Annotated in this window: 26 protein-coding genes; 14 read left to right on the forward strand and 12 right to left on the reverse strand. The window is 71.3% G+C overall.

Annotated features, from left to right (window positions below; translation table 11 throughout):
- Nucleotides 1–83 precede the first annotated feature (83 nt).
- Entirely contained in the window at nucleotides 84–368 is a 285-nt protein-coding gene (locus EXE48_RS06920; RefSeq protein ID WP_137711049.1) for a hypothetical protein, read from the forward strand.
- Between the two features lie 223 nt (nucleotides 369–591).
- Nucleotides 592–1,017, forward strand: a complete 426-nt coding sequence (locus tag EXE48_RS06925; protein WP_053771176.1) for a universal stress protein — start codon at nucleotides 592–594, stop codon at nucleotides 1,015–1,017.
- Between the two features lie 63 nt (nucleotides 1,018–1,080).
- Here the strand turns inward: EXE48_RS06925 and EXE48_RS06930 are convergent, their stop codons facing one another.
- Nucleotides 1,081–1,722 (reverse strand): type 1 glutamine amidotransferase, encoded by a 642-nt coding sequence (locus tag EXE48_RS06930; RefSeq protein ID WP_053771175.1) that lies wholly within the window; start codon nucleotides 1,720–1,722, stop codon nucleotides 1,081–1,083.
- A 40-nt stretch (nucleotides 1,723–1,762) separates the two neighbouring features.
- On the opposite strand from EXE48_RS06930, the gene EXE48_RS06935 reads away from it, so the two are divergent.
- The gene (locus EXE48_RS06935; RefSeq protein ID WP_137711050.1) at nucleotides 1,763–3,373 is read left to right on the forward strand and encodes a SufS family cysteine desulfurase; all 1,611 of its coding nucleotides are present in this window, start codon (nucleotides 1,763–1,765) and stop codon (nucleotides 3,371–3,373) included.
- Between the two features lie 127 nt (nucleotides 3,374–3,500).
- Here EXE48_RS06935 and arcS read toward each other — a convergent pair whose 3' ends face one another.
- Nucleotides 3,501–5,303: an archaeosine synthase subunit alpha gene (gene arcS, locus EXE48_RS06940; protein ID WP_137711051.1), complete on the reverse strand. Its 1,803-nt coding sequence runs from the start codon at nucleotides 5,301–5,303 to the stop codon at nucleotides 3,501–3,503.
- Nucleotides 5,304–5,423: 120 nt separating this feature from the next.
- Here arcS and EXE48_RS06945 point away from each other — a divergent pair, with 120 nt between their 5' ends.
- Both EXE48_RS06945 and EXE48_RS06950 read left to right on the forward strand, forming a co-directional pair.
- Nucleotides 5,424–5,921 (forward strand): pyridoxamine 5'-phosphate oxidase family protein, encoded by a 498-nt coding sequence (locus EXE48_RS06945; protein ID WP_137704300.1) that lies wholly within the window; start codon nucleotides 5,424–5,426, stop codon nucleotides 5,919–5,921.
- Between the two features lie 83 nt (nucleotides 5,922–6,004).
- Nucleotides 6,005–7,285 carry an amidohydrolase gene (locus tag EXE48_RS06950; RefSeq protein ID WP_137711052.1) on the forward strand — a complete coding sequence of 427 codons (1,281 nt, stop codon included), beginning with the start codon at nucleotides 6,005–6,007 and terminating at the stop codon, nucleotides 7,283–7,285.
- Nucleotides 7,286–7,315: 30 nt separating this feature from the next.
- On the opposite strand, the gene EXE48_RS06955 is transcribed toward EXE48_RS06950, so the two are convergent.
- Entirely contained in the window at nucleotides 7,316–7,777 is a 462-nt protein-coding gene (locus EXE48_RS06955) for a Rieske (2Fe-2S) protein (protein WP_053771170.1), read from the reverse strand.
- Between the two features lie 3 nt (nucleotides 7,778–7,780).
- On the reverse strand, nucleotides 7,781–9,151 hold the full coding sequence (locus tag EXE48_RS06960; protein WP_053771169.1) for a geranylgeranyl reductase family protein: 1,371 nt from the start codon (nucleotides 9,149–9,151) through the stop codon (nucleotides 7,781–7,783).
- 156 nt (nucleotides 9,152–9,307) lie between these two features.
- Here EXE48_RS06960 and fer point away from each other — a divergent pair, with 156 nt between their 5' ends.
- Nucleotides 9,308–10,108: a ferredoxin Fer gene (fer, locus tag EXE48_RS19250; protein ID WP_053771168.1), complete on the forward strand. Its 801-nt coding sequence runs from the start codon at nucleotides 9,308–9,310 to the stop codon at nucleotides 10,106–10,108.
- Between the two features lie 34 nt (nucleotides 10,109–10,142).
- Here fer and EXE48_RS06970 read toward each other — a convergent pair whose 3' ends face one another.
- The 5 genes from EXE48_RS06970 to EXE48_RS06990 all read right to left on the reverse strand — a co-directional run bounded on the left by EXE48_RS06970 (nucleotide 10,143) and on the right by EXE48_RS06990 (nucleotide 17,131).
- Complete coding sequence (locus EXE48_RS06970) at nucleotides 10,143–11,234, reverse strand: ABC transporter permease (protein ID WP_082356856.1); 1,092 nt, start codon at nucleotides 11,232–11,234, stop codon at nucleotides 10,143–10,145.
- Nucleotides 11,227–12,471: an ABC transporter permease gene (locus tag EXE48_RS06975; protein ID WP_137711053.1), complete on the reverse strand. Its 1,245-nt coding sequence runs from the start codon at nucleotides 12,469–12,471 to the stop codon at nucleotides 11,227–11,229. Before EXE48_RS06975 ends, EXE48_RS06970 begins: the two co-directional genes overlap by 8 nt.
- A complete protein-coding gene (locus tag EXE48_RS06980; protein WP_137711054.1) occupies nucleotides 12,468–14,090 on the reverse strand; it encodes an ABC transporter ATP-binding protein in 1,623 nt (540 codons plus the stop codon). The genes EXE48_RS06975 and EXE48_RS06980 overlap by 4 nt, the downstream gene beginning before the upstream one ends.
- Before the next feature lie 133 nt (nucleotides 14,091–14,223).
- The gene (locus EXE48_RS06985; protein WP_137711055.1) at nucleotides 14,224–15,393 is read right to left on the reverse strand and encodes a BMP family lipoprotein; all 1,170 of its coding nucleotides are present in this window, start codon (nucleotides 15,391–15,393) and stop codon (nucleotides 14,224–14,226) included.
- 205 nt (nucleotides 15,394–15,598) lie between these two features.
- Entirely contained in the window at nucleotides 15,599–17,131 is a 1,533-nt protein-coding gene (locus EXE48_RS06990) for a phosphohexomutase domain-containing protein (RefSeq protein ID WP_137711056.1), read from the reverse strand.
- A 131-nt stretch (nucleotides 17,132–17,262) separates the two neighbouring features.
- Here EXE48_RS06990 and EXE48_RS06995 point away from each other — a divergent pair, with 131 nt between their 5' ends.
- Nucleotides 17,263–17,541, forward strand: a complete 279-nt coding sequence (locus tag EXE48_RS06995) for an acylphosphatase (protein ID WP_137711057.1) — start codon at nucleotides 17,263–17,265, stop codon at nucleotides 17,539–17,541.
- 10 nt (nucleotides 17,542–17,551) lie between these two features.
- On the opposite strand, the gene EXE48_RS07000 is transcribed toward EXE48_RS06995, so the two are convergent.
- On the reverse strand, nucleotides 17,552–18,037 hold the full coding sequence (locus EXE48_RS07000; RefSeq protein ID WP_121599343.1) for a DUF7960 family protein: 486 nt from the start codon (nucleotides 18,035–18,037) through the stop codon (nucleotides 17,552–17,554).
- A gap of 129 nt (nucleotides 18,038–18,166) precedes the next feature.
- On the opposite strand from EXE48_RS07000, the gene EXE48_RS07005 reads away from it, so the two are divergent.
- Nucleotides 18,167–19,036: a hypothetical protein gene (locus EXE48_RS07005; RefSeq protein WP_137711058.1), complete on the forward strand. Its 870-nt coding sequence runs from the start codon at nucleotides 18,167–18,169 to the stop codon at nucleotides 19,034–19,036.
- 433 nt (nucleotides 19,037–19,469) lie between these two features.
- On the opposite strand, the gene EXE48_RS07010 is transcribed toward EXE48_RS07005, so the two are convergent.
- A complete protein-coding gene (locus tag EXE48_RS07010; protein WP_137711059.1) occupies nucleotides 19,470–19,871 on the reverse strand; it encodes a winged helix-turn-helix transcriptional regulator in 402 nt (133 codons plus the stop codon).
- Between the two features lie 69 nt (nucleotides 19,872–19,940).
- Here EXE48_RS07010 and EXE48_RS07015 point away from each other — a divergent pair, with 69 nt between their 5' ends.
- Nucleotides 19,941–20,390 carry a DoxX family protein gene (locus tag EXE48_RS07015; protein WP_137711060.1) on the forward strand — a complete coding sequence of 150 codons (450 nt, stop codon included), beginning with the start codon at nucleotides 19,941–19,943 and terminating at the stop codon, nucleotides 20,388–20,390.
- A gap of 199 nt (nucleotides 20,391–20,589) precedes the next feature.
- Nucleotides 20,590–21,072 (forward strand): VOC family protein, encoded by a 483-nt coding sequence (locus EXE48_RS07020; RefSeq protein WP_137711061.1) that lies wholly within the window; start codon nucleotides 20,590–20,592, stop codon nucleotides 21,070–21,072.
- 21 nt (nucleotides 21,073–21,093) lie between these two features.
- Here EXE48_RS07020 and EXE48_RS07025 read toward each other — a convergent pair whose 3' ends face one another.
- A complete protein-coding gene (locus EXE48_RS07025) occupies nucleotides 21,094–21,540 on the reverse strand; it encodes an SRPBCC family protein (RefSeq protein ID WP_053771158.1) in 447 nt (148 codons plus the stop codon).
- Nucleotides 21,541–21,758: 218 nt separating this feature from the next.
- On the opposite strand from EXE48_RS07025, the gene EXE48_RS19500 reads away from it, so the two are divergent.
- The 4 genes from EXE48_RS19500 to EXE48_RS07040 all read left to right on the forward strand — a co-directional run bounded on the left by EXE48_RS19500 (nucleotide 21,759) and on the right by EXE48_RS07040 (nucleotide 26,084).
- Entirely contained in the window at nucleotides 21,759–21,878 is a 120-nt protein-coding gene (locus tag EXE48_RS19500) for a DUF7989 family protein (RefSeq protein WP_504883850.1), read from the forward strand.
- Between the two features lie 201 nt (nucleotides 21,879–22,079).
- Nucleotides 22,080–23,153 (forward strand): ABC transporter ATP-binding protein, encoded by a 1,074-nt coding sequence (locus EXE48_RS07030; RefSeq protein WP_137711062.1) that lies wholly within the window; start codon nucleotides 22,080–22,082, stop codon nucleotides 23,151–23,153.
- Nucleotides 23,150–25,045, forward strand: a complete 1,896-nt coding sequence (locus EXE48_RS07035) for an ABC transporter permease family protein (protein WP_137711063.1) — start codon at nucleotides 23,150–23,152, stop codon at nucleotides 25,043–25,045. The genes EXE48_RS07030 and EXE48_RS07035 overlap by 4 nt, the downstream gene beginning before the upstream one ends.
- Entirely contained in the window at nucleotides 25,038–26,084 is a 1,047-nt protein-coding gene (locus EXE48_RS07040; protein WP_053771155.1) for an ABC transporter permease, read from the forward strand. Before EXE48_RS07035 ends, EXE48_RS07040 begins: the two co-directional genes overlap by 8 nt.
- The last annotated feature ends 33 nt before the right edge of the window (nucleotides 26,085–26,117 follow it).

Below are 26,117 nucleotides of genomic sequence, written 5' to 3' on the forward strand. Positions count from 1 at the left end.
GAGATTCCGATCGAAGCTCGATCCGAGGCCAGTATTGGATGGTAGGCACAATAGTTATGCGGCCGCGTCACCGATAGTTCGGTATGGAGAACTGTAAGAAAGCGCGCTTGTTCGGGTCGGCACTGGTGCTGTTGCAGGGAGTCGTGACGGCGCTGTTCCCACGGGCGAGCGTTCGCCTCACCAAGAAGATGATCGGGAAGAACTTCCACAACGCCGACGAACTCGACGCGAAGCCGGCGTACCTCCGGCAGTTGCGCGCGGTCGGCGTGGGCATGATCGCCGCGGGCGGGACCGGACTGCTCCTCGCGGACGCGGAGGGAGCGGAGACCTCTGAACGCGCCGGCACGGAGGACGCCGCCGACGAGTGAACGATCTTCGGGAGAGAGCGTCCGGGAGCGCCGCCGGCGAACGGTCTCGGGCCGGGTTCCGCGGCCCCCGACCGGCGGGGTTCCCGGTGTGACCGACGGGGCGGCCGCGTCGGGTCGCTCCGTGCGGGCGTTCGACGCCGCCGGCCGTCCGGCGGTCCGAACACGGGGACGGTACCCGGGGGCGCCCCATACGCTTTTGGTCGCGCCCTCAGAGGGGACGCTCGTGAACGACGAGCTATTCGAGCGGATCCTGATACCGATCGCGGGCCCGGACGACGCCGAGGCCACGGCGCGGGCGGTTCGGCCGCATCTCGACCCGGGGACGACGCTCATCGTGACGCACGTGACCCCGGGTGAGGGCGACGAGACGACGATCAAGACCGGACGAGACGAGTTCGCGGGGGCCACCTACGATACGTTCTTCGACATTCTCTACCGTGACGATCTCAGCTTCGAGTGGGTGACGCTCGAGGCGCGAGAGGTCGCCGCGGCGCTCGTCGACGCGATCGGCATGACCGACGCGACGCTCGTCGCCTTCACTCCGAGGGACATCGACGATTGGAAACGGACGATCACCGGTGACCCCGGCGGTCACCTCATCAGAGCGGCGGACGTCCCCGTGATGGTGTTCCCGGACCGACGCGCGTGACGCGCGACCGGCGCGGCTCTCGAACGGCCCCCCGCCGCCCCTTCGAACGCAGGCACGCGGCCGCTACGAGTCGCCCGCGGACGAGTCCGCGAGCGCCGCGAAGTTGGCGAGCGTTCGGGTGGCGGTGACGTCCTCGAAGGAGCGGTCGGTCGCCTCCCAGCCGTCGTACTCGTCGACGATCCGGGGGGTGAACTCGGGGTGGTACTGGACCGACCAGACCGGCCGGTCGCGGTGGCGGGTGGCGAAGTACTCGTAGTAGTCCGCGCGGCCGATGACGTCCATCCCGTCGCCGAGCTCCGTCACCACGTCGGAGTGGAGCACCGGCACGGTCGGTTCGACGCCGTCGAACAGCGGTTCGTCGGCGTCGAGGTCGGCGTCGCAGAGTCGGAGCCGAGAGGTCCCGCTGTCGACGACCTCGCCGCCGAGCGCGGCGTTCAGGATCTGGTGGCCGAAACAGATGCCGAGCGTCGGGACCCCCTCCTCGACGAGTCGGCGCGCGAACCGCTTCTGAGCAGTGATCCACGGCTGGTCGGGCTCGTCGTAGACGCCGACCTCGCTCCCGCCGATGACGACGCCGTCCACGCCGTCGAGGCTCGGGTCGCCGTCCTCGTGCGGGTACTCGTACACGCGGGCGTCGGGCAGGAAGTGGGCGATCTCGTCGGCCATGTAGCCCCCGTCGACCGCGTTATTGAGTACCAGTATCATCTGCGATCAATTTATGAAGAACTGATCTCTCGGTAGTGACATGGGTTTCGATGCCGAAGCGGTACGTGCGGACTTCCCCGTCCTCGACCGCCGCGTGAACGGTCATCCGCTCACCTACCTCGACAACGCCGCGACCACGCACACCCCCCGTCAGGTGTACGAGGTCTTCGAGGAGTTCTACGCGGGGTACAACGCGAACGTCCACCGCGGGATCCACGAGCTGAGCCACGAGGCCTCGGTCGCCTACGAACGGGCGCACGACCGCGTCGCCGACTTCCTCGGCGCCGACGGCCGCGAGGAGATCGTCTTCACCAAGAACACCACCGAGAGCATCAACCTCGTCGCGTACGGCCTCGGCCGGCACCTCGACGAGGGCGACGAGATCGTCGCGACGGAGATGGACCACCACGCCTCGCTCGTCACCTGGCAGCAGATCGCCAAGCGCACGGGCGCGACCGTCCGCCACGTCCCGGTCACGGCCGACGGCCACCTCGACGCGGACGCCGCCCGCGACATCGTCACCGACGACACGGCGGTCGTCTGCGTCCCCCACGTCTCGAACGTGCTCGGGACGGTCAACCCCGTCGCGGACCTCGCCGCCCTCGCGCACGACCACGGCGCGTACGCGGTCGTCGACGGCGCCCAGTCCGCGCCGACGCGCCCCGTCGACGTGGGCGCGATGGACGCGGACTTCTTCGCGTTCAGCGGACACAAGCTCGCCGGCCCGACGGGGATCGGGGGGCTGTACGGGAAGCGGGAGCTGCTGGAGGACCTCGACCCGTTCCTCTTCGGCGGGGAGATGATCCGGAACGTGACGCTCACCGACTCCACGTGGAACGGGCTGCCCTGGAAGTTCGAGGCCGGAACGCCCCCGATCGCGGAGGGCATCGCGCTCGGCGCGGCCGTCGACTACCTCGCCGAGCTCGGCATGGACGCCGTCCGCGAGCACGAGAACGACCTCGCGCAGTACCTGCTCCGGGAGCTCGCGGACCGGGAGTTCGTCCGCGCGTACGGCCCCGGCGTCGGCGAGGAGCGCACCGGCCTCGTCTCGTTCAACGTCGAGGGCGTCCACGGGCACGACCTCTCCAGCCTCCTCAACGACCGCGGGATCGCCATCCGCGCCGGCGACCACTGTACGCAGCCGCTCCACGACCGGCTCGACATCCCCGGCTCCGCCCGCGCGTCCTTCTACGTGTACAACACCCGCGCGGACGTGGACCGCCTCCTCGAGGTCGTCGACTCGGCCCGCGAGGACCTGGACGCGTACCTCGCCTCCGACCGCTACCACGACCGCATCAGCGAGCACTACCACCGCCCCCGCAACGCGGGCGCGCTCGCCGACCCGACGTTCGTGAAGCCCTCGGAGGAGACGACCTGCGGCGACGACGGCGAGTTCCACGTGACGGTCGCCGACGGGCGCATCGAGGAGATCACCTTCGAGAGCCGGAGCTGTGCGGTCAGCCGGGCCGTCGCCAGCCTCCTCTCGGAGGACCTGGAGGGCATGGCGGTCGAGGCCGTCGCCGAACTCGACGGGCACGTCGCCCGCGCGCTCGACGGGCAGTACCCCGACCTCCGCCGCGAGTGCGTCGAGGGCCCCGAGGAGGTCATCCGCGAGGCGGCCCGCGAGTACGTCGAGCAACACGGGGCGTAAGCGGTCTTCACCGCGCGTGAGCGGTCACCGCGGCGCTCGGCGTCCACCTCGGGACGGGACGAGCGCGCGGCTCCGCGACGAGCGCGGCGCTCGGACGACCGGAGCGAACGGCCTCCTCGGCGGTGGCTCACTTCTCCTCGGCGTGTCGCACCTCGACCGCGACCCCGCGCGTCGACCCCGCCATCTCCGGGCCGGACATCGCCGCGCGGCCGACGGCGAACGCTTTCGGTCCCTCCACCACGACCTCGTCTCCCACCCGTACGTCGCCGTCGGCGTCGACGACGCCCGGCGCGAGGACGGAGCCGCGCGGGACGAAGGAGTCGATCTCGACGCGCTTCGTCGGCGCGTCGCTCGCGACCCAGCGCCGCGCGCCGGCGAGGGTGAACGACAGGGTGCCGTACTGGGGCACCATCGTCGCCAGCTGCTCGCCGGGCTCGCCCTCGCGGCCGGCGTCGGGGTCGTCGCCCCACACCTGGAGCTTCGGGTAGCGCCCGGTGGTGCGCACGTCGGCCTCGCCCGGCCCGCCGAACAGGTCGTCGCCCGCGCCGTCGCCGAGGAGGAAGTCGGCGATGCCGCGGACGGTGTTGTGCTCGCGCTCCCGCTTGCTGTAGGCGGGCTCGCCCCGGAGGGCGGCGTTCAGCTCCCCGAGCGACTCGTCGGTCGTCGGGTGGTCGACGCAGGTGTACTCGAACGGCACGTCGATCGCGGGGTCGCGCTCGACGCGCTCGCAGATCTCGCGGTAGCCGTCCGCGGGGACGTGCGCGACGACGCGGGAGTAGTCGTTGCGTTCGAGGTACCGCCGGAGGACCTCGGCGACGAACTCGATCTCGTCTTCGCTCCAGTCGCCGGTGACGACCGAGTCGTAGTGTTGCGCGGGGTAGGTCGTCTCCAGCTCTTGGGGCACCACGCCGATGGGCGAGGTCATCGAGACGGCGTGGCCGCGCCACTGGATCGCGTCGTGGAACTGGCGGTGGCTCTGGGAGTCGCTGTACGGCTTCGTCGCCGAGCAGGGGACCAAGACGAGCGGCTGGTCGGTGAAGCGGTTGCGGTAGCGGCTCGTGACGCGGTCCGCGAATCTGCGGATCTCGACGCGGTCGAGCGTCTCCGCCGACGCCGCGGTCACCTCGGCGTCGCGCATGAGGGGCGTGCGTTCCTCCAGGTACCCCCACTGGTCGTCGAACTCGCGGAACGCGGCCGTGAGCCACCCCTCGTGGCGGGCCTGCCCCTCGACGTAGTCGCGGAGGCGGCCGCTACGGATCCGCTCGCGGACGCGACGGAGTTCCGCGCGGAGCGCGTTGACGTTGTGGTCGGCGCAGTCGGCGCGCGTGAACTCGCTCCGCGGTCCGGCGCAGGCCGGACAGGCGCACGGCAGTTCGTCGAGGTCCTCGAGGAAGTGCTCCGCGTCGGCGGTGAGGTACATCCCCTGGGTGCCCTTCGTCCGGGCGAGCGTCGCGTCGACGAGGTCGACGCCGGCGTACGCGAGCAGCGCGACGTTCCGCGGCGTGGCGACGCCGGCGAGGCCGAGCGCGGCGTCCGGCGGCAGGTCCGCCTTCGCCCGGACGACCGCGTCGCGGAACGCCTCGCCGTGGCCGACGAACCCCTGGGCGTCCGAGAGGAGGTACGCGTCGGCGCCGAGGTCGCGGGCGCTCCGGCTGTCGACGACCGCGGCAGAGGGGAAGTCCGCGTCTGGGTGGTCGACCGCGAACGACTCGCGGACCTCGTCGCGCGTCCCGGCCGGGAACGACCGGTGGGGCAGCACCGTGAGCGCGGACTCGTCGCCGTCGGGCACCTCGCGGTCGCCGGCCCAGAGGCTCCCGGCGTCGTCGAGGAACGGGTCCGCGAGCGCCGGCGTCGTGACGGGGTCGGCGAGGCGGACCGCCCCGAGGCGGGCGGCGCCGTCGCGCTCGTGGACCTCGAAGTACTCGGTCATACCACCACTCGCGCGGGGACGGTCAATTCTCTTGTGTTCCGCGGGCGCCGCGGCCCCCACGGGCCATCCGCCTCGGAGCCCCGCCGCAACTGTTAGGCGGTCCGGGACCGAGCGATCGGTATGGATCCGACCGGCCCGTGGGACCGCGACCGCGTCGACGAGTACCTCGCCGCCGCGCGCGTCCCGGTCCGGCTCGGCTGCCGCACGCCGAGCGACCGCCCGTGGATCGTCTCGCTGTGGTTCGCGTGGGACCCGGACGCGGGGGCCGATCCCGACGGAGACGGCGGCTCCGGACCCCCAGCCGGCGCGATCCGCTGCGCGACGAGCGCGAGCGCCGACCTCGTCGAGTTCGTCGAGCACGACGACCACGTCTCATTCGACGTGTCGACGAACGACCCGCCGTACAAGGGGGTCCGCGGCCGCGGTCGGGCGACGGTCGTCCCGGACGAGGACAAGCGGCTGCTGCGGTCGCTCCTGACGAGGTACCTCGGCGGGACCGACAACCCGACCGCCGAGCGGCTCCTGCGGCCCGAGCGCGACGAGGTCGAGATCAGGATCGAGCCCGAGCGGCTCCACGCCTGGGACTACTCGGAGCGCATGGAGACCGGGGGGGAGTGAGGCGACCGCGAGCGGTCGGCGGCGCGGCCCGCGTCGCTCTCCGCGAGGCGATCGTTTAAGCGGTCGCCGGGCCACCCGACGGTATGAGCGCTCTCGACAGCGACGAGTACCGCGCGTTCCGCCGCGACCTCCACCGCCACCCGGAGCCAGCGTGGCGCGAGTTCTACACCACCGCCCGCATCGTCGAGGCACTCCGCGAGCGGGACCTGACGGCGCTCCACGTCGGCCCCGACGCGCTGGCGGGCGAGGAGCGCCTGAACGTCCCGGACGACGAGACGCTGGCCGAGTGGGAGGACCAGGCCCGCGAGGCGGGCGCCGACCCGGAGATTCTCGACGAGCTCTCGGGCGGTTACACCGGCTGCGTCGCGGTCGCCGAGCGCGGCGACGGCCCCGTGGTCGGCCTCCGCGTCGACATCGACGGGCTCCCGATCACGGAGTCGGAGGCCGGCGACCACGTCCCGGCCGGCGAGGGGTTCCGCTCCGAGCACGAGGGGTTCATGCACGCCTGCGGTCACGACGCCCACGCGACGATGGGGCTCGGCGCGCTCGACGCGGTCCTCGACTCCGACTTCTCTGGCACGCTGAAGGTGTTCTTCCAGCCGGGCGAAGAGCAGGTCGCCGGCGGCAAGCCGATGGCCGAGTCGGGCCACCTCGACGACGTGGACTACCTCTACGCGGTCCACGTCGGCCTCGATCACCCCTCCGGCGAGGTCGTCTGCGGCGTCGAGGGGTTCCTCGCGGTGCGGCACTTCCTCGCGGAGTTCTCCGGCGAGCCGGCCCACGCCGGCGCGCGCCCCGAGCAGGGCCGGAACACGGTCCAGGCGATGGCGGCCGCGGTCCAGAACCTCTACGCTATCCCGCGGCACGCCGACGGCCCCACGCGGGTGAACGCGGGGTTCGTCGGGGGCGGCACCGCGACGAACATCATCCCCGAGGAGTCGCACATCGAGGGCGAGCTTCGGGGGCAGACGACGGAGCTCGCGGAGTACATGTCCGACCACGCGGACCGGATCCTCGGCTCGGCCGCGGAGATGCACGACTGCGAGGTCGCGGTGTCCACGCTCGGCGAGGCGCCGAGCGCGACGAGCGACGACGCGCTCGCCGGCCTCGTCCGCGAGTCCGCGGGCGACGTCGCGGGCGTCACGAGCATCGTCGACAGCGACGACCTCGGCGGCTCCGAGGACGCCACCTACCTCATGAACCGCGTCCAGGAGCAGGGCGGGCTCGCCTGCTACCTCGGCGTCGGCACCGATCACCCCGGCGGCCACCACACGAGCGACTTCGACGTGGTCGAGGACGACATCGGGATCGGTATCGACGTCATCGCCGGCGCGGTCCGGCGGGTCGCCGAGACGCGACCGTAACGAGCCGAAGTCGGCGGAAGGCGACGGCGATCAGAACGTGAGGTGCGAACTCGACGCCGGCCCGTCGGCGTCGCCGTCGTCGTCCGGCAACCCCTCGTAGAGGTACGTGAGGTCGTCGTCGGTGAGGAACACCGCGCCGTCGCGGACCTCGATATCGATCGACCGGAGCGTCGTCCCGGCGGCCTCGCCGTTGTCGCAGGAGCCCTCGCAGGCGTCGAACGCCGAGCCGTGCTTCGGGCAGACGACCGATCCGCCGCGCGTCACGGCGCCCACCCCCTCGCGGTGGAGCCGCTGGGCCTCGTGGGTACAGCGGTTGATCCACGCGCGGACGGGCTGTCCGCCGCCGGAGTCCACCTCGTCTCCCCAGCCGTCCGACTCGTCGGCACAGGGCACGAGGACCACCTCGCGGTCCGCGTCGCCCTCGCGGGCCGTGAACGCCCACGACCCCTCCTCCAAGACCGTCTCGACGGCCGTGAGTCGGTAGCCGCTCACGCCTCAGTACTTCGCGTCGGCGCCGGTCGTCTCGTACACGCGGTCCATGATGGCGTCGCGCTCGCGGGTCCAGTTCGCCATCGCGGCCGGGCTCGTCGGGTACTCGTCGTAGTGGCCGATCAGCTCGTCGGCCAGCGACTTCGTCTGGTAGAAGTTCCGGATCGTCCCCCAGTAGCCGAACGACTTGATCGCGGCCTTCACCTTCAGCCCGAATGACATCGAGGTCGACCCCTCGTACAACGCCTCCGCGAGCTTCTCGCCGGGCAGCGACGCGAGGAGGCCCATCAGGTCGTCCACGTCGACCGCGGTCGAGAGGACGTTGTACACGTCGAGGCCGGCGTAGCGCCCGCCGAAGTGGTCCATCACGCGGGTGTTGTACCGCCAGAGGTTCTCCTCGCTCACGTCGCCGTCGGAGACCGCCTTCACCGCCTGCTCGCCGGCGTACTTGCCCGCGTACGCCGCGCCGGCGATGCCGCCGCCGGTCGTCGGGTTCACGTGGCCCGCGGCGTCGCCGACCGCCATGTAGCCGGGCGCGACCGCCGAGTCGTACGGCCGGCGGGTCGGGAGCGCGGCGCCGAGCTTGTCGCGCACCTCCGCGCCCTCGAACTCGGGGCGGTCCCGGAGGTCCCGCTTCAGCGACTCGACGAGCTGCATCGGCTCCTCGGTCATCTGGAAGCCGAGCCCGGCGTTGATCTCCGTCGCCGTCCGCGGGAAGTACCAGAGGTAGCCCGCCGCGCGGTCGGTCGCCTTGAACACGAGGGCGTCGTCCCACTCGACCGGCTCCGGCACGTCGACGATCTCGCGGTACGCCGAGCAGAACTGCGAGTACCGGACGTTCGTGTCGAAGGTCGTCCCCTCGAAGTCGGCCTTGTCCTGGAGCAGCGAGAGCGACCCGGCGCCGTCGATCACGACGTCCGCCGTGTACGTCTCCGGCTCCCCCTCTCGCACCGCGTGAATGCCCGTGACGCGGCCCGTCTCGTCTTGGAGCACGTCGTTGATGACGGTGTCGTAGTGGAAGTCGACGCCCGCGTCCTCGGCGCCGGCGATGATCTGACGGCCGTACTCCCAGCGGTCGATGACGGCGAGCTCGCCGGGGACCGGGATCTCGAGGATCGTGTCCTCCTGCGGGATCTCGAAGCGCCCGTGGTCGACGCCGGTGTTCGTGAACGCGGGTTCGAGCCGCGCTTTCGGGATCGCCTCGGGGAAGGCGTCCGCGCCCTTCAGGGCGTCGCCGCAGGCGATGTGGCCGGCCTCCTCAGCGTCCTTCCGCTCGACGATGACGACGTCGAGCCCCTCGTTCGCGATCGTCGCGGCGGCGTAGCAGCCGGCGGTCCCGGCGCCCGCCACGACGACGTCGTACTCGTCGATACCCATTACCGGACCGTGTCGTGCGCCCGGCAAAACTCTTTGCTCCCGTTTCGGTCGCGTCGGAGGCGACGGATTTCGCGAGGGCCGCGTCGCGATGCGGACGGCGCGGAGCCTAACTGTTCAGGCTCACCGTTTAACGGGCCGCAGACCGAGGTTCGTGATATGGGTCACCTCGATCAGGTCGACGCCGACCGCCTCCGCGCGTGGCTCTCGGAAGTCCGGTCGTCGGAGGCGACCGCGGCGCTGATGGTCGCCGTCGCGTACGACCGGGGGATAGGCACGGCGGAGCTGGCATCGTGGTACGGCCGCTCGGAGGAGTGGGTCGCGGAGACGGTCGAAGCCCTCGACTCGCCGGGCTTCGTCTCGACCGTCGCCCGCCTCGAAGGGGTCGACCTCGAGGCGGTCGCCGACGAGTCGAACCTCGCGCCCGCGACCGTCCGCGAGTGGTTCGACGCCCTCGACGAGAAGCCGGTCCCGGAGGCGGCCGACGTGGTCCGCCGGTACGCCGAGGGGTCGGTCGAGCCGGTCCGGAGCGGGACGCCCTCGACCGTCTACCACCTCGACAGGGCCGTCGTCGACGAGCGCGGGTGGTCGATCGACGACGACGACCTGTTCGCGAAGGCCGCCGAGGCCGACCTCGACCTCCCGGAGTACGGGCGCTTCCTCGTCGAGCCCGGCGAGTCGATCCTCGAGGCGGCGGAGCGCGGCGGCCGATCGTGGCCGTACGCCTGCCGCGGCGGCGCCTGTTCGAACTGCGCCGTGATCGTCGTCGAGGGCGACGTGGCGATGCCGGGGCAGTCGATCCTCTCGGACGAGCAGATCCGGGCGGCGAACGCCCGCCTCTCCTGCGTCGGCGTCCCGATCACCGACGAGGTCAAGGTCGTCACCGGCGTCGGCGACGCGGACGACTTCGCCGACCTGCGGCTGCCGTCGCCGGCCGACGAGGCGGGGGCGTCGGACTGACGCGGCGGAGCGGGGGCGTCCCGAGCGCCGCCGATTACTCCTCGGTCTCGTAGTGTTCGCCCGCCGCCTCCGGGAGCCGCGTCCGGCCGACCAAGGCGAGCACGAGGATGACGACCACGAACGGCGTGATCCGGATGAGCTGGCGGGGGACGCCGATCCCCTGGGTCTGGAGGACGGTCTGGAGCGCGTCCAGCCCGGCGAACAGCATCGTCGAGAAGAACGTCCCGACCGGGTTGTAGTTGCCGAACAGGTACGCGACGATGGCGATGAACCCCTTCCCGTTGACCATCGTCGGGCCGTTCCCGGTGAACTGGCCGAGGTCGAGCGACAGCGCCGCGCCGCCCATCCCGGCGAGCACCCCCGAGATCAGCACCGCGGCGTAGCGGACGCGCGTGACGCTCACGCCGGCGGTGTCGAGCGCCTTCGGGTTCTCCCCGCTGGCGCGGATCCACCGGCCGAACGCCGTCCGCTCGAACACGTACCAGGACCCGGCGACGGCGACGAACAGCATGTACACCGACGGCGACGCCGAGAACAGCGCGCCGAAGAACGGGATGTCGGCGAGGACCGGCACCGAGATCGACCCCGTCGTCGCGACGGTCGGGGAGTTCGGGCTCCCGTAGAACACCTGAGAGGCGAACGGAGCGAGCCCGAGCGCGATGAGCCACACCGCGAGCCCGGCGATGATCTGGTCGGCCCGGAAGCCGATCGTCACGACGGCGAACAGCGCCGCCAGCAGCGTGCTCGCGACGACGCCGCCCGCGTAGCCGACCCAGACCCCGCCGGTGATGTCGGCGACGTAGATGGCGCTGAACGCCGAGATGATCAACAGCCCCTCCAGTCCGATGTTGATCACGCCGGACTTCTCGGCGAAGATCCCGCCGAGGGCCGCGAACGCGATCGGGACCGAGAGGCGCAGCGCCGACGCGAGCGTGAACCGGCTCGTGAGCGCGTCCGCGAGCGTCCCGGCGATCGAGTCCGGGAAGGCCAGTCCGGCGAGCAGCAGCGCGACGATCCCGACGACCGTGACGGCGGCGACGAGCGCGCGTGTCGAGTACCGCTCCAGGATCGATCCCGAATCGGCGACCGGACCGCTCGTCGACCCGTCCTCGGGGGCGTCACTCATCGGTCTCACCCCCGTCGACCGGCACGCCGCCGTCGGTCGCGGCCGACTCCGGCCCTCGGCCGATCCCCGGGAGCCCGCGGGCGAGCAGCCGGAAGAACTCCGGCATGGCCACGAACAGGATGATGAGTCCCCGGAGGACGCCGACCAGCTGCGGCGGCACGTCCGTCGCGAACTGGACGACCGTCGTCCCGCTCTTCAGCACGCCGAACAGCAGCGCGGCGATCCCGACGCCCAGGGGGTTGTTGCCCGCGAGGATCGAGACGGTGATCCCGTCGAAGCCGTACGAGGGGATCCCGGTCTGGAACGTGCCGAGCACCATCATCACGTACATCGCGCCGGCGATCCCGCCGAGCGCGCCCGAGAGCGTGAGGCTCGCGACGACGGTGCGCTCGGCGTCGACCCCGCCGTACTCGGCCGCCTCCGGCTGGACGCCGCTCGTCCGGACGTCGTACCCGAACGCCGTGTGTTCGAGGAGGTAGTACAGCGCGCCGAGCGCGAGGAGCCCGAACGCGAGCGCGACCAGCGAGAAGTCCTGTCTCGCGCCGAACAGCACCGCCGGGAACTGCGCGAACTCCGGGAGTGGAACCGTCTGGTTGGCGGCGCTCTCGGGGTCTTTGAACACGCCGCTGACCAGGTACAGCGCGACGCCGGTCGCGATGAAGTTGAGCATGATCGTCGTGATGACCTCGTTGGCGTCGGCGTACGCCTTCAGCAGGCCGGGGATCGCGCCGTAGAGCCCGCCGAACACCGCCCCGACCAGCAGGCCGAACGGGATCAACACGACCGTCCCGGCGACGCCCGACACGAGCGACGACGCCCAGAGGACGCCGAGCGCGGTCGCCAGCGCCCCGACGACGAGCTGCCCCTGCGTCCCGATGTTGAAGATCCCGGCGCGGAACGCCAAGGCGACCGAGAGGCCGGTGAAGATTAGGAGCGTCGTCTCGCGGAGCGTGACCGCGAACTGTCCGTTCGGCGACCACCCGCCGCTGAAGGGGTCGCCCAGCGCGCCGAGGAAGAGGCGGTCGAACACCGCTATCGGGTCGTAACAGAACCCGGTCCCGAAGTAGTACACCGCCTCGCCGGCGGTACACGTCGTCATGCGTCCGGCGACGAGCACGAGCACCGCGCCGATGAGCACGGAGAGCACGAGCGCGGCGGTGCTGATCAGGATCCGTTCGGTCCCGGACGCCGTGGCGAGCCGGGAGAGCACGTCGCGGGCGCGGTCGGCGACGCTCACGCCCGGTCACCTGCCGGATCGACCGCGTCGGCCGCCGCCCCGTCGTCCGCCGCGCCCGATCCGTCGGGCGGCGACGAGGGGTCCGGGTCGCCGTCGGCGCGCTCGCCCGGTCGCTCCCCGGCCATCAGGAGCCCGAGCTCCTCTTCGGTCGTCTCGTCGGGGTCGACCACGTCGATGAACTCCCCCTCGTAGATGACCGCCAGCCGGTCGGAGAGCCCCTGGACCTCCTCCAGCTTCGAGGAGACGAGGAGGACCGCCACGCCCTGCCGGCGGAGCTCCAGCAGCCGCTCGTGGATGAACTCGATCGAGCCGATGTCGACGCCGCGCGTCGGGTGCGAGGCGACGACCAGCTCCGGGTCGCGCTCGAACTCCCGGCCGACGATGAACTTCTGTTGGTTGCCGCCCGAGAGCGACTCCGCGTCCGCGTCGGCGTCCGGCGGGCGGACGTCGTACTCGTCGATGATCGCCTCCGCGTGCTGGCGCGTCGTCGGCCAGTCGACACGGCCGTTGGCGGCGAAGTCGGGGTCGTGCTGGCTCCCCAACAGCCCGTTCTCGACGAGGTCGAACTCCATCACCAGCCCGCGCTCCTGCCGGTCCTCGGGGACGTACGCCATTCCGGCGTCGATCCGGTCGCGCCGCGACACGGTCGTCACGTCCTCGCCCAGGAAGCGGACCTCGCCCGCGTCGACCGACTGGAGCCCGGTCACCGCCTCGACCAGCTCCGTCTGTCCGTTGCCGTCCACGCCCGCGATCCCGAACACCTCGCCGCCGCGAACGTCGAAGGAGACGCCGTCGACCGCTCGGACCCCGCGGTCGTCCTCGACGACGACGTCAGAGACAGACGCGACGACGTCCCCGGTCTCCGCGGCTCCGCGGTCGACGTCCATGAGCACCTCGCGGCCGACCATCAGCTCCGCCAGCTCCTCCTGGCTGGTCGCGTCCGCGGCGACGGTCCCGACCTTCCGGCCGTCCCGGAGGACCGATATCTCGTCGGCCGCGCGCATCGCCTCGCCGAGCTTGTGGGTGATGAAGATGATCGTCTTGCCCTGCGCCGTCAGCTCCGCTAACACCTCGAACAGCTCGTCGACCTCCTGCGGCGTCAACACGGCGGTAGGCTCGTCGAGTATGAGCGTCTCGGCGCCCCGGTACAGCGCTTTCAGGATCTCGACGCGCTGTTGCTCCCCGACCGAGACGTCCTCGATCCGCGCGTCCGGGTCCACGTCGAAGCCGTACCGGTCGGCGAGGTCGGCCACGGCCTCTCGGGCCGCCTCCCGGTCGACGGCGAGCCCGCCCCACTTCCGCGGCTCGCTCCCGAGCGTGATGTTCTCGGTGACGGTCATCGGGTCGACCAGCATGAAGTGCTGGTGGATCATCCCGACCCCGGCGTCGATCGCGTCCCGCGGCGAGTCGAACGCCTGCGGTTCGCCGTCGAGCCGAACCGTTCCCGACGTCGGCTCGTAGAGGCCGTAAAAGACGTTCATCAGCGTCGTCTTCCCGGCCCCGTTCTCACCGAGAAGGGCGTGGACGGTGCCGCGTTCGACCTCGAGGTCGACGTCGTCGTTCGCGACGACGCCGGGGAACCGCTTGGTTATCCCGTCGAGGTGGACGGCTGTGGCCATTGGTCTACTTCCCTCTGATTCGAGGGTGGCTGAATATGTTTGGATATGATTCGGTCCCCGCGGCGCGCCGATCGGTCGGAGCGCCGACAATATCCGGTGCGGCGGCGCGCGGGTGACCCCTGTCGATGGACGCCTACAGCTCGGAGGGAACGTCGATGTCGCCGGCGATGATGTTCTCGCGTGCGGTCGCGACCTCCTCGGTGACCTCGTCGGGGATTTCGGAGCCGAGCTGGTCGCCGTAGACGAGCGCGACGCCGTCGTTGCCGAGCCCGAGGGCGACGTTCGAGCCGCCGGGGAACTCCTCGTCGACGGTCGCCTCGATCGCGTTGTAGACCGCGGTGTCGACGCGCTTGACCATGCTGCCGAGGATGACGTCGGCGTAGTCCGGGCGCGTGACCGACTGGTCGCGGTCGACGCCGATCGCGAACTTCCCCTGCTCCTGGGCGGCCTGGAAGACGCCGGTACCGGTGTTACCCGCGGCGTGGTAGACGATGTCCGCGCCGCTGTTGTACATCGAGGTGGCCGCCTCGCGGCCCGCGGCCGGGTCGTTGAAGCTGCCCGTGTAGTTGACGCTGACGTCGACGTCGTCGTTGCCCGCCGAGACGCCCGCCTCGAAGCCGGCCTGGAACTTCTGGATCAGGTCCGACTCGACGCCGCCGACGAACCCGAGGTTCGTCGAGTCGCCCTGGGTGGAACCGGCGCCGGCCGAGAACGAGCGCGTCGTGAGTAGGCTCGCCATCAGCCCCGCGAGGTACGACCCCTCGTGCTCCCGGAAGGTGTAGCTCGCGACGTTGTCCGCGTCGACGACCGAGTCGACGATCATGAAGTCCTGGTCGGGGTACGACGACGCGGTGTCGGCGAGCGAGTCCGCCTGGAGGAACCCGATACAGCACACCAGGTCGTAGTCCGGGTCGCTGGAGTTCGCGAACTGCTGCTGGAAGGTGCTGAACTGCGCCACCTCGTCGGGCTGGGCCTCGCGGAAGGAGATTCCCAAGTCCTCCTCGGCCTCGATCGCGCCCTGCTGGGCCTGGTCGTTGAACGACCCGTCGCCGAGGCCGCCGGTCGCGTACACCATCCCGATGTTCGCCGCCGGACCGCTCCCGCCGTCGGAGCCGTCGGACCCATCGGAGCCGTCCGAACCGTCAGACCCGTCCGAGCCGTCGGATCCGTCCGAACCGTCGGACCCGTCCGAGCCGTCCGAACTTTCGTCGTCGCTCGGACCGCCGCTACATCCGGCGAGGCCGATCAGGCCCGCCGCGCTTACCGCCTTGATGAACCGCCGCCGTTCGAAGTCGGATGCCATCTCACTACTGATCCCGTCGGAACGGGGCATAAATTCGTCGTTCCCCTGCCGCGGCTGTCACACGTTCGTGCGGACGTTCGAAGCGAACCCGGCGGAACCGACCCCGGTATCGACGGGTTCGATCCACGAACCCGAATCTCTCACGGTCGTAAACGGCCCGCCGTCACCGGGACTCGATCGGGAGCGCTCCCGGCCACGGGAGGGCTCAGGCCGCCGCGACCGCGTCCTCGACGACGCCCTCGACCTCGGCGACCAGCGCGTCGACCTCGTTGCTCTCGGCGTACACCCGGACGTACGGCTCCGTCCCGGAGGGGCGGACCAGCGTCCACGAGGCGTCGTCGAACTCCAGCCGGACCCCGTGGTCGGTGTCGACCGCGGCCTCGGGGAACGCCTCCGGCAGCGCCGTCTCTAAGCGGTCCATCACGTCGCCCTTCGCGTCGTCGGGACACGAGACGCTCACCTTCCGGTACGGGCGCTCCGTGATCGGCGCTCGGAGCGCGTCGAGCCCCTCGTCGGCGACGAGGCGGGCGATCACCGCCGCGGAGGTGACGCCGTCGATCCACCCGCCGAAGGCGACGTGGATGTGCTTCCACGGCTCGGCCGCGAAGACGACGCGCGTGTCGACGCCGACCTCTCCGGCGGCCCCCGCCTCGCCGACCGCGCCCGCCTCGCCGACCGCGCCGGCAGTGCTCGCCTCCTCCCGTACGGCTGCGATCCCCTCGTGGAGGGCGCCGAGGCGCACGCGCTCGACCCGGCCGCCGGCCTCGCGGACGCGCTCGTCGATGCGCCCCGAGGCGTTCGGCGTCGTCACGACGACGGGGTCCGCCGCGTCGCTCGTGCGGGTGTACCGCTCCGCGAGGAGCGCGAGGACCGTGTCCTCGTGGACGACCTCGCCGTCCGCGTCGACGATCACGATCCGGTCTGCGTCGCCGTCGTGACCGATCCCGAAGGCGAACCCTTCGGTCTCCCCCGATCCGCCGCCCTCGCCGGACTCGCCGGGCGTCGGTCTCCCCGGGTTCTCGAGGCCCTCGTTGGCGTCGGCGACGAAGGCCCGCAGGTCGGCCAGCGTCTCGGGGGTCGGCTTGCTCCCGCGGCCGGGGAAGTGCCCGTCGACGTTGCCGTTGAGCGTGACCACGTCGGCGCCCAGCTCGCGGAGGACGGCCGGCGTCGCGGGCGCGCTCATCCCGTTGCCGCAATCGACCGCGACGCGGAGCCCGTCGAGGGGCGCGCCGAACCCCGCGGCGTACTCGCGCACGGCGTCGAGGTAGTCCCCGAGCGGGTCGGTCCGGACCGCCTCGGTCCAGTCGCCCCACGGGGCGACCGCCGCCTCGTCGGCGACCCGCGCCTCGACGGCGCGCTCCGCGTCGCGGTCGAACTCGACGCCGTCGCGGAACAGCTTGATCCCGTTGTCTGTCGGCGGGTTGTGCGACGCGGTGAGCATCACGCCGTAGCGGCCGCGCGAGGCGTACGCGAGCGCCGGCGTCGGGAGTCGCCCGGCGCGGCGCACGTCGACGCCGCCCGCCGACAGCCCGGCCTCCATCGCCGCGGCGAGCGCCGGGCCGGTAACTCGCCCGTCTCGGGCGAACACGACCGTCGACTCGGGGGTCGACCCCGCGGACGACCCCTCGGCTCGGCTGCGTATCTCGGCGGCCACGGCTCGCCCGACGGCGAGCGCGAGCGCCGGCGTGACACGGTCCTCGACGCCGCCGCGTATGCCTGCGGTTCCGAACAGGTCCATGTCGACCCCGTCGGCGCCCGGGAGTTAGTAGGCGTCGGTTGCGGGCGCGAGGTCGGCCCGCCGGGGGTCGACCCGCCGCGAGTGGGCCGCCGGCGGACCGTTTAACACGCCGGCGGGCGCACCACCGACCGATGACCGACCGCGTTCGCGCGCACGTCTTCGTCTCTGGCAGGGTTCAGGGCGTCTACTACCGGGCGACCACCCGCGACACGGCCCGCGAGAAGGGCGTCGACGGCTGGGTTCGGAACTTGGAGGACGGCCGAGTCGAAGCCGTCTTCGAGGGGCCGGAGGGCGACATCCGCGACATGGTCGCGTGGTGCGAGACGGGGAGCCGGGCCGCCGAGGTCGACGGCGTGGACGCCGAGTACGGCGAGCCGGAGGGGATCGAGGGATTCGAGGTCAGGTGGTGACGCGGCCCGCTCAGTCGTCGTCCGCGGCCGCCGCGGCGCCGGCGGCGTCGGCGCCGGACCGCTCGCGCACCCCGAGCTCCTCCAGCGCGCGCAACACGACGACGGCCTCGACCACGTCGCGCTCCTCGGTGTAGGGGTCGTCGACCGCGTCGAGGGTCGCCTCGGCCTCGCGCGACAGCCGGGCCTCCAGCTCGGTCTGGTCGGTCTCGGCCTTCGTCGCCGACAGCAGCGCCTCGTGGTCCTCGCGGAGGTCGAGGGAGACGTGCGCGGCGTTACACCGCGAGAGCGGGTGCGTACCCATCTCGATCGCGAGGTCGCTCACGAGGTCCCAGTCGTCGGCGCAGAAGCGGAGCGTCACCGTGCCGACCACGTCGCGCCAAGCTATCGGCTCCCCGTTCTCCATGAGGCGGAGCGCCCGCGGCGGTACCGCGATCCGGGTGTGCGTGTCGTCCCGGCCGCACAGGCAACAGGGGGTGCTCTTCAGTCCGGCGTACACGCCGAATTGTACGGTCCGGAGGGTACTGTGCGTTTCGGCGGCGAGGGGCCCCTTCGACCGCGCCGGGATCGCGTTCGACGAGTCGCGGTCGCACAAGACACATACCCCGTCGGGGAATCGAAACGGGTAATGGCTCGCTCGTCACCGGAACTCCTCGCGGCCCTCTGTCTGTTCGTCGTCGGAGTCGGACTCGTCGTCGGCGGTGCCACGGGCGCCACGGACTCAGGCCCGGTAATGTACGTGGTGGACGGGACAGACGGCGAAGTCCATCGCTACGCGGAGCTCTCCGGGTCGGCGCAGGACGTCGTCGACGCCGGCGCCGATCGCGGTGAGGTTGCCGTCGACGACCTCCCGTCCGCGTTCCGGTCGGGGTCGTGGAACTTCGTCAGCGACGGCGGCGAACTCGCCTGCTTCCTCCCGACCGACGACGCCGACTCCGGGGGCGTCAGCGTCGCGTTCACCGACTGCGAGGGGTTCGCCTTCGAGTACGAGGAGCTCCCCGAACGCGGACAGCGCTTCTTCACGGTGGCGACGGAGTCCGACGGCAGCAGCGTCTCGATCACGGAACCGGTTCCTGCGGGATTCGACGTCGCTCCGGGAGACACCGGAATTGATATCGAAGAGGCCCCCGAGCGGGGAGGGCTGTACTACGTGTTCGAGAACGAACGCGTGTACGAGTTCAGGCTCTACGGGCCGGGCCCGCTCGGCGGGCTCCCCGGATTCATCCACGGCCTCTTCGTGATGGCCCTCGGTCTCGCCCTCATCACCGGCAGCGCGTACGCCTACCAGATCTCGGCGGTTCACGCGCCGGCGGCCGCCGCGATCGGTGCGAGCGTGTACCTCGTGCCCCCGCTCGTGGACGCCGCCGGGCTGCTTCGATGGTCGATACGGCTCGACGGGTACAGCCCGTGGGGGGTCCCGCTCGTGATCTCTCTCGCGGTAGGCGGGGTGACGTACGTGCTCCCGGACCTGTACGCGTTCGCGCGACGATACGTGTGAGAGCGGTCGGCAGCCGCGCGACGCGGCGGCCCCGAGACAAGGCGACACGATTCATAAGTCGATGCGCTCGACTGTGCCGCTCACCTATCAGTAAGGCGGTGGCGCGTGCCGGTGAGCGGCCGACAGGCCGCGAGCCGCACGCGCGAGGGAGTCGCGAACGCCCGTAGGGCGTGAGCGACGAGGCTGGGGAGGCGTGAGGACGCGGTTGCGGTGCTGTGCGGGGCGGGGACTCGAAGGGGCAGCCGCGAGAGCGCAGTAGGCGATGTAAGCACCGCAGCGAGCGGAGCGAGCGAGGAACGCAACGAGCGTACTGCGCCCTCGCGGCTGGGGCTTTAGCGGTGTCCCCGATCGATCCGCCAGCAACGATTTATATACAGACAGCCGTGAAGTCGAGAATCACTTATAAACGACTAGAAGTATCCGTGACTAGATCTCACGCGTCACACTCGGCGAGCCACTCGTGAGCCCACGAGTCGATCTCCTCGAAGACGGGCGCGAGCGACTCGCCCTTGTCGGTCAGGCTGTAGTACGTCGCCACGGGCGAGTCCTCCTCTATCCGCCGGTCGACGAAGCCGGTCTCCTGGAGGTCGTCGAGCACGCGCGAGAGGGTCCGCGCGTTCGCGTCGGTCTCGCGCTTGAGTTCGTTGAACCGGGACTCGCCGTTCAACAGCTCGTGGAGGACGACGAGCCGCCACTGCGATCCGATCTGCTCGATCGAGTCGATGACGGGGCACGGGGTCTCGGGCGCCGTCGCCTCCGTCGTCGCGTCGGGACTCGATTCCGTCGTCTCCGCCGCCTCAGCCGACTCCGCCGTCGAGAGATCCTCCGATGACATCGGTGTTACCTACTAACCCAATTGTCCGGGAATCGATAAATAGGTTACGTCCGTATAGCAGGTTACACGATGTTAGCTGAATTCGCGACGATACCGCTTCAGTTCGACGCCCCGCTCTCAGGCGAACTCTTCCTGCTCGGCCGGATCCTGTTCGGCGCGACGCTCGCTTTCATGGGGCTCAACCACTTCATGGACCTCGAAACGATGGCCGGCTACGCCGAGTTCAAGGGCCTCCCGGCGCCGACGTTCTCGGTCATCGTCTCCGGCGCCGTGCTCGTGCTCGGCGGCGTCGCCGTGGTCGCCGGCGCGTTCCCGGTCGTCGCGGCCGGCGCGCTCGCCTTCTTCCTCCTCGTCTCCGCCGTGACGATGCACGACTTCTGGTCGATGGACGACCCCGAGGAGAAGCAGAACGAGATGACGAGCTTCCTGAAGAACGTCTACGGCGCCGGCGCGGCGCTCGCGCTGCTCGCCGTCGGCGGCACCGCGTGGCCGTACGCGGTCGGCGTCGGCCTGTTCTGAGCCGCGGGCGGACCCGACCCCGACGACGCGTCGACTCGCGACCACCGCGCACACGCTGTACGCTACTACTGCACACGCGCAGCGCGGTTGCCCCGGACGCCTTTTCGAAACGCCGCTCGGCGACCCCGTCGAGCCGTCGGGCCGGCCGACACCGCCGCCAGTACGACTAACTGTGCTCCCGCCGACTGTTCGCCCAGACATGACCGACGCGCCGCCGACGACCGGACTCCACCACGTCACGAACATCTGCACCGACATCGAGGAGACAACCGCGTTCTACGAGGACGTACTGGGCTGGCACACGGTGAAGCGGACCCAGAACTACGACGACCCCGGGACGCCGCACTACTACTACTCGCCGACGCCCGAAGGGGAACCGGGGACCAACGTCACCTACTTCGAGTACCCCGACTCGCAGGGGGCGCCCGGCCCGGGCGCCAGTCACCACTTCGCGTTCGGCGTCGAAGACGAGGAGGCGCTCCGCGAGTGGCAGGACCACCTCGAAACGCACGGCGTCGAGGTCTCAGAGGTGAAGGACCGCACCTACTTCAAGAGCATCTACTTCACCGACCCCGACGGGCTCGTCTTCGAGCTGGCGACGCGGGGGCCGGGATTCACCCGCGACGAGGACGAGCCCGGCAGCGAGGTCATCGACCCGTTCGAAGCGGGGTACGAGAACTGAGACCCCCAGTCGCCGCCCGGCTCACTCGCCCTCCACGAGCGCCGCGAACCGGTCGAGCGCGCGCCGGCAGACGGGCACGTACGGCGCCGCGACGAGCGGGACCTCGATCACCGCCCGACACCGGTCCGGGTCCCCGGAGTACCGCTCGACGCGGTGGCCCGTGGCGGGTATCCCGGCGACCTCCCAGTCCCACCGAAGGCGCGTCGCCGACGATACCCTGAACGGGACCCACGCGCCGGCGACTCGAACCCGGCCGGTCGTCCCGGTCTCGACGTACCGGTCCGAGCTCTCGACGCCGCCGACGGACGGGCTCCAGTCGGGCCAGCGCCGCGTGTCGCGGAGCGCCGTCGCCGTGGCCTCCGGCGGCGCGGCGACGTCGCGACCGACGGCGAGCGTCGCGCCCTCCCGGACCACCGACCCGCCGTCGCCGCGGTCGACGTTCCCGAGCGCGTCGCGATTTCCGAACACGTCGATTCCTCCGGGGTCCGTCTACCTCATCGCTGCGGCCGCCCGAAAAGATCGAAACGTTCGGTCGCTTCCGCGCCGCAGAACCCACTGCTTTCCGAGGCGCGTCCAGAGGTCCGACCGCTGACATCGTGCGGATATTAATACCTAATATGTTATCAGGACTCATTATCTCTTTCCACGAAGGGTTAATACGGGGTTCCGGGCTATCGAGGGTCAATATGGCAAGCGATCGCGACACCATGAAAGACGTCTCGCACACAGCACCGAACGACACGTCCGCCGACGGCGTCTGGGAGCGAGGACGGGGAGCCGTCGAGGAAGAGGAAGAAGAGGAGTAACGCCGACCGCCGTTTCTCGCCGGACGTACCGGCGTCGATCAGCCCTCGACCGAAGAGCCGCGCGGCCGTGTCGCCTTCCCCGTTTTTGCCGTCCTCGCCGCTTCCCCGTGTTCGCTGTCTCCGTCGCCCTCCTCCCGGACCGTTCTCGCGGTTGATACCCGCGGGCGTGGGTTTAACCCGGCCGACGGCGGAGCCGTGCGCATGATCGAGGTGTCGGGCCTGCGGAAGACCTACGGCGACTTCGCGGCCGTCGTGGACAGCGACTTCGCCGTCGACGACGGCGAGGTGTTCGGGATCGTCGGCCCGAACGGGGCCGGCAAGACGACGACGCTCAAGGTGGTCGCCGGCCTCGTCGAGCCGACCGACGGCGACGTGACCGTCGCCGGGTTCGACGCCGCGGACCCCGAGATGCGCCGGCACCTCGGGTTCCTGCCCGAGGAGTCGCCGCTGTACGAGGAGATGACCGCGCTGTCGTACCTCCGCTTCTTCGCCGACCTCTACGACGTGCCCGGCGAGGTCGCCGACGAGCGGATCGGCGCCGCGCTCGACCGCCTCGAACTCGACCACCGCGAGCGCCGCCTCGGCGACGTCTCGAAGGGCATGAAACGGAAGGTCGCCATCGCCCGCTCGCTGGTCAACGACCCGGACGTGCTGGTGTACGACGAGCCGGCCTCCGGGCTCGACCCCGTGACGACGAACTCGGTGCTGGCGTTCACCCGCGAGCTCCGCGAGACGGGCAAGACGGTCGTCTTCTCGGCGCACAACCTCTATCACGTCGAGTCCGTCTGCGACCGCGTCGTGGTGATGAACGAGGGGCGGATCGTCGCCCGCGGGAGCGTCGACGGGATCCGCGAGCGACACGGCGAGACGACCTACCGCGTGTTCACCGACGCGGAGCCGGCCGCGACGCCCGCGCTCGACGACCTCGACGCGGCGACCGAGGAGGTCGGGGACCGGTACCGGACGGCGGTCCCGAGCATGGACGCCGTCGCGGCCGTCCGCGAGGCCGTCGCCGACGTCGGCGGCGAGGTCGTCGACATCCGGAGCCGCGAGCCGAGCCTGGAGGACGTGTTCCTCGACATCGTCGGCCGGCCGATGCCCGGGCGGTACACCGGGGACGGCGGGGCGGACGGACGGAGCGACGGCGACGGCGGCAACTCGGACAGGGGGACCGACAGCGACCGCGACTCCGACGAGACGAGCGACGACGACGCGAACGCGTCGGAGGGCGGTGAGGAGACGACCCCCGCGACGGCGACGGAGGCGACCGAGTGACCGACCGGCTGCGCCGCGTCGGCCGACGGCTCGCGGTCGCCGGCCGCCGCGTCTTCCGCGTGGCCAGGTGGGAGTCCGCCCGCGCCTCGGGCGGCGTGGACCGCCGGACGCTCGCGGCCGGGGTCGCTCTGCTCCTCGTCGCCGGCGGCGTCGTGGGGGTCGGCGTGGCCACCGGCGTCGCCGGCCTCGACGTCGACCAGAACGTGTACCGCGTCGGGGTCGACGCCGAGTCGCCGTACGCGGAGGCGATCGAGGAAGCCCCCTCGTTGCGCCCGGTGCCAGCCGGGACCGCGTCGCTCGGCGACTCCGCCGACGCGGTCGTGGTGACCGTGGTGCGACCCGGAGCGGGCGACGACGGCGCGATCGACGGCGCGGACGTCGAGGAGGTGGTCGTCCGCGCGAGCGACACGCGGAAGGGAGAGGCGGCGGCCGCGTCGGTCCGCGAGGCCGTCGAGTCGCACAACGAACGGCTGATGCGCGCCGAGCCGAACCGCACGGCCGCCTTCCCGGTCGTCGTCACGCTTCGGTACGTCGGCCGGACGACCGGGAAGGCGGCCGTGCGGTTCGGCTCGGACGACGCGGGCTCCGTCGCGGACGGAAGCGCGTCCGGCGAGGACGGCGGCTTCGCTGTCCCCTCCATCGGCGGCGCGGCGTTCGGCGCGGACACGGTCGGCTCGCCCGGGTCGATCACGCCGCCGTTCCCGTTCACCTCGCTGCTCTTGGCGTTCGTCTTCCTCGTGCCGATGAACTTCCTGATCCAGGCGTACGGCTCGTCGATCCTCGACGAGCGGACGAACCGGCGGGGAGAGCCGCTGCTCGTCACGCCGCTGTCACCGGCCGAGATCGTCGCCGGCAAGACGCTGCCGTACGCCGCCGCGGCCGCGGTCGTCACGACCCTCATCGCCCTCCTCGTCGGCGGCGGGCCGCTCTCCGTGGTCGCCGTGGCGCCTGTCGCGGCGACGTTCCTCGGGGCCACCTTCGTCGGCGCGATGTTCGCGCGCTCGTTCAAGGAGCTCACCTTCGTCACGGTGGGCGTGAGCGTCCTCCTGACCACCTACGCGTTCGTGCCGGCGATCTTCACGAACGTGACGCCCGTCGCGCTCGTCTCGCCGCTGACGCTCGTCGTCTTCGACCTTCAGGGCGAGGCCGTCTCGGCCGGCGAGGTCCTCTTCTCGACCGCGCCGATGGCGGTCGGCGCCGCCCTCCTCTTCGGCCTCGGCCTCGGCGTCTACCGCGAGGAGGACATGTTCTCGCAGAAGCCGGTGACGCGGAAGTTCCTCGACGCGCTCGCGGTCCGGCTCTCACCGGTGCCGGCGGACGCCGGCCTCCTCACGCGAGACCGGCTCCGCGCGCTCGCCCGCGTCGCGTTCCTCACCGCCTGTACGATCCCGTTCGTGTTCGTCGCGGAGCTCCTGGCCGTCGCGGTGCTGTTCGCGCTCCCGGTCACCGTGTCGATCCCGGTGCTGCTCGTGACCATCGCGTTCATCGAGGAGGTCGCGAAGAGCGTGGGCCTCTACGCCGGCTTCGAGCGCGGCGTCTTCGCCCGAACCGCCGAAACCGACGGGGAAGGGGCCCTCGGCGTCGCGCTCGCGGTCGGCGCCGCCTCGGGGACCGGCTTCTTCCTCGCGGAGAAGGCCACCGCGGTCGTCCAGGCGGTCGGGCTCACCGACCTCTTCCTCGGCCGCGCCGCCTTCGCGGACGTGGCCGGCCTCTCCGGGCTGCCGCCGCTCGCGCTGGCGGCGCTGTTCCTCGCGCCGCTCGTCCTCCACGTCGCGACCACGGGGGTCGCGAGCCTCGGCGCGAGCCGGGGCCGGACCGCCTACGCGCTGGCGCTGACGCTGGCGACGCTCGGCCACGCCGCGTACAACGTCGGGGTGGTGAGCCTTGGATAGCCGCCTGACGATCGCCGGGCGGGAGATAGCCGGGCTGCGCGCCGAGAAGACGATCCTGCTGGCGATCGGGATCCAGCTGTTCATCGCGATGTTCTCGTCGTTCCTCGTCGTCGGGCTCGTCTCGATGTACGACCCGGGCTCGCTCGACGGGGCGCAGATCGAGGTCGCGGGCGCCGGCGACGCGGTCGACGACTTGGAGCGCGCCGCGAGCGAGGTGCCGGGCGCCACGGTCACGCCGTACGAGGACGCGAGCGCCGCCCGGAGCGCCTTCGAGCGGAACGCGGCCGACGCGGTGGTGGTCGCGACCCGCACGGAGGACGGGCGGGTGTCGGCCGCCGTCACCGCTCCCGACACCACCGTGGAGACGACGGTGATCGTGGTACAGCTGCGCGAGCTGTTGCGGACCTACGAGCTGAACGAGCGCGACGCCCGCGGCTCGCACCTTCAGGAGTCGCCGCTGCCGCTGCCCGACCGCAGCGACACCAGCCCGTACTTCACGTTCACCTACACGGTGTTGATCCCCCTCCTCGTCTTCCTCCCGGTGTTCATCTCGGGGTCGCTCGTGGTCGACTCGATCACGGAGGAGCTGGATCGGGGGACGATGGAGCTGCTCCGGGTCGCGCCGGTCACGCTCGCGGAGATCGTCGACGGGAAGGCGATCGCGGCGATCGGGATCGCGCCCGGCCAGGCGCTGATATGGCTCCTGCTGTTGGAGGCGAACGGCACGTCGGTCGCGAACGTCGGCCCGATCTTGGCGCTGATGACCGCGCTGACGACGCTCGTCGTCTCGGTCGCGGTCGGCATCGCGGCGGTCGCGCCCGACCGGCGGGCGGCCCAGCTGCTCTACTCGGTCGCCGTCCTCGTGCTGTTCGGCGGCGCGACGGCGATGGCCGGCGGCCCCGCGAACGCGGTGGCGCGGCTCGCCATCGACAGCGCGGGCGCGGCGACGGGCGTCCTGGTGATCGCGTACGCCGCCATCGCCGCGGCCGCGTACCTCGGCGTCCGCCGCGTCGTCGCGCTCGAGGGGTTCGCTCGCTGAGGAGGTCGGCCGCTCGTCGATCGGGCAGTGGGG

It is taken from the genome of Halorubrum sp. ASP1, assembly GCF_005435135.1.
Classification (GTDB): Archaea; Halobacteriota; Halobacteria; order Halobacteriales; family Haloferacaceae; genus Halorubrum; species Halorubrum tropicale.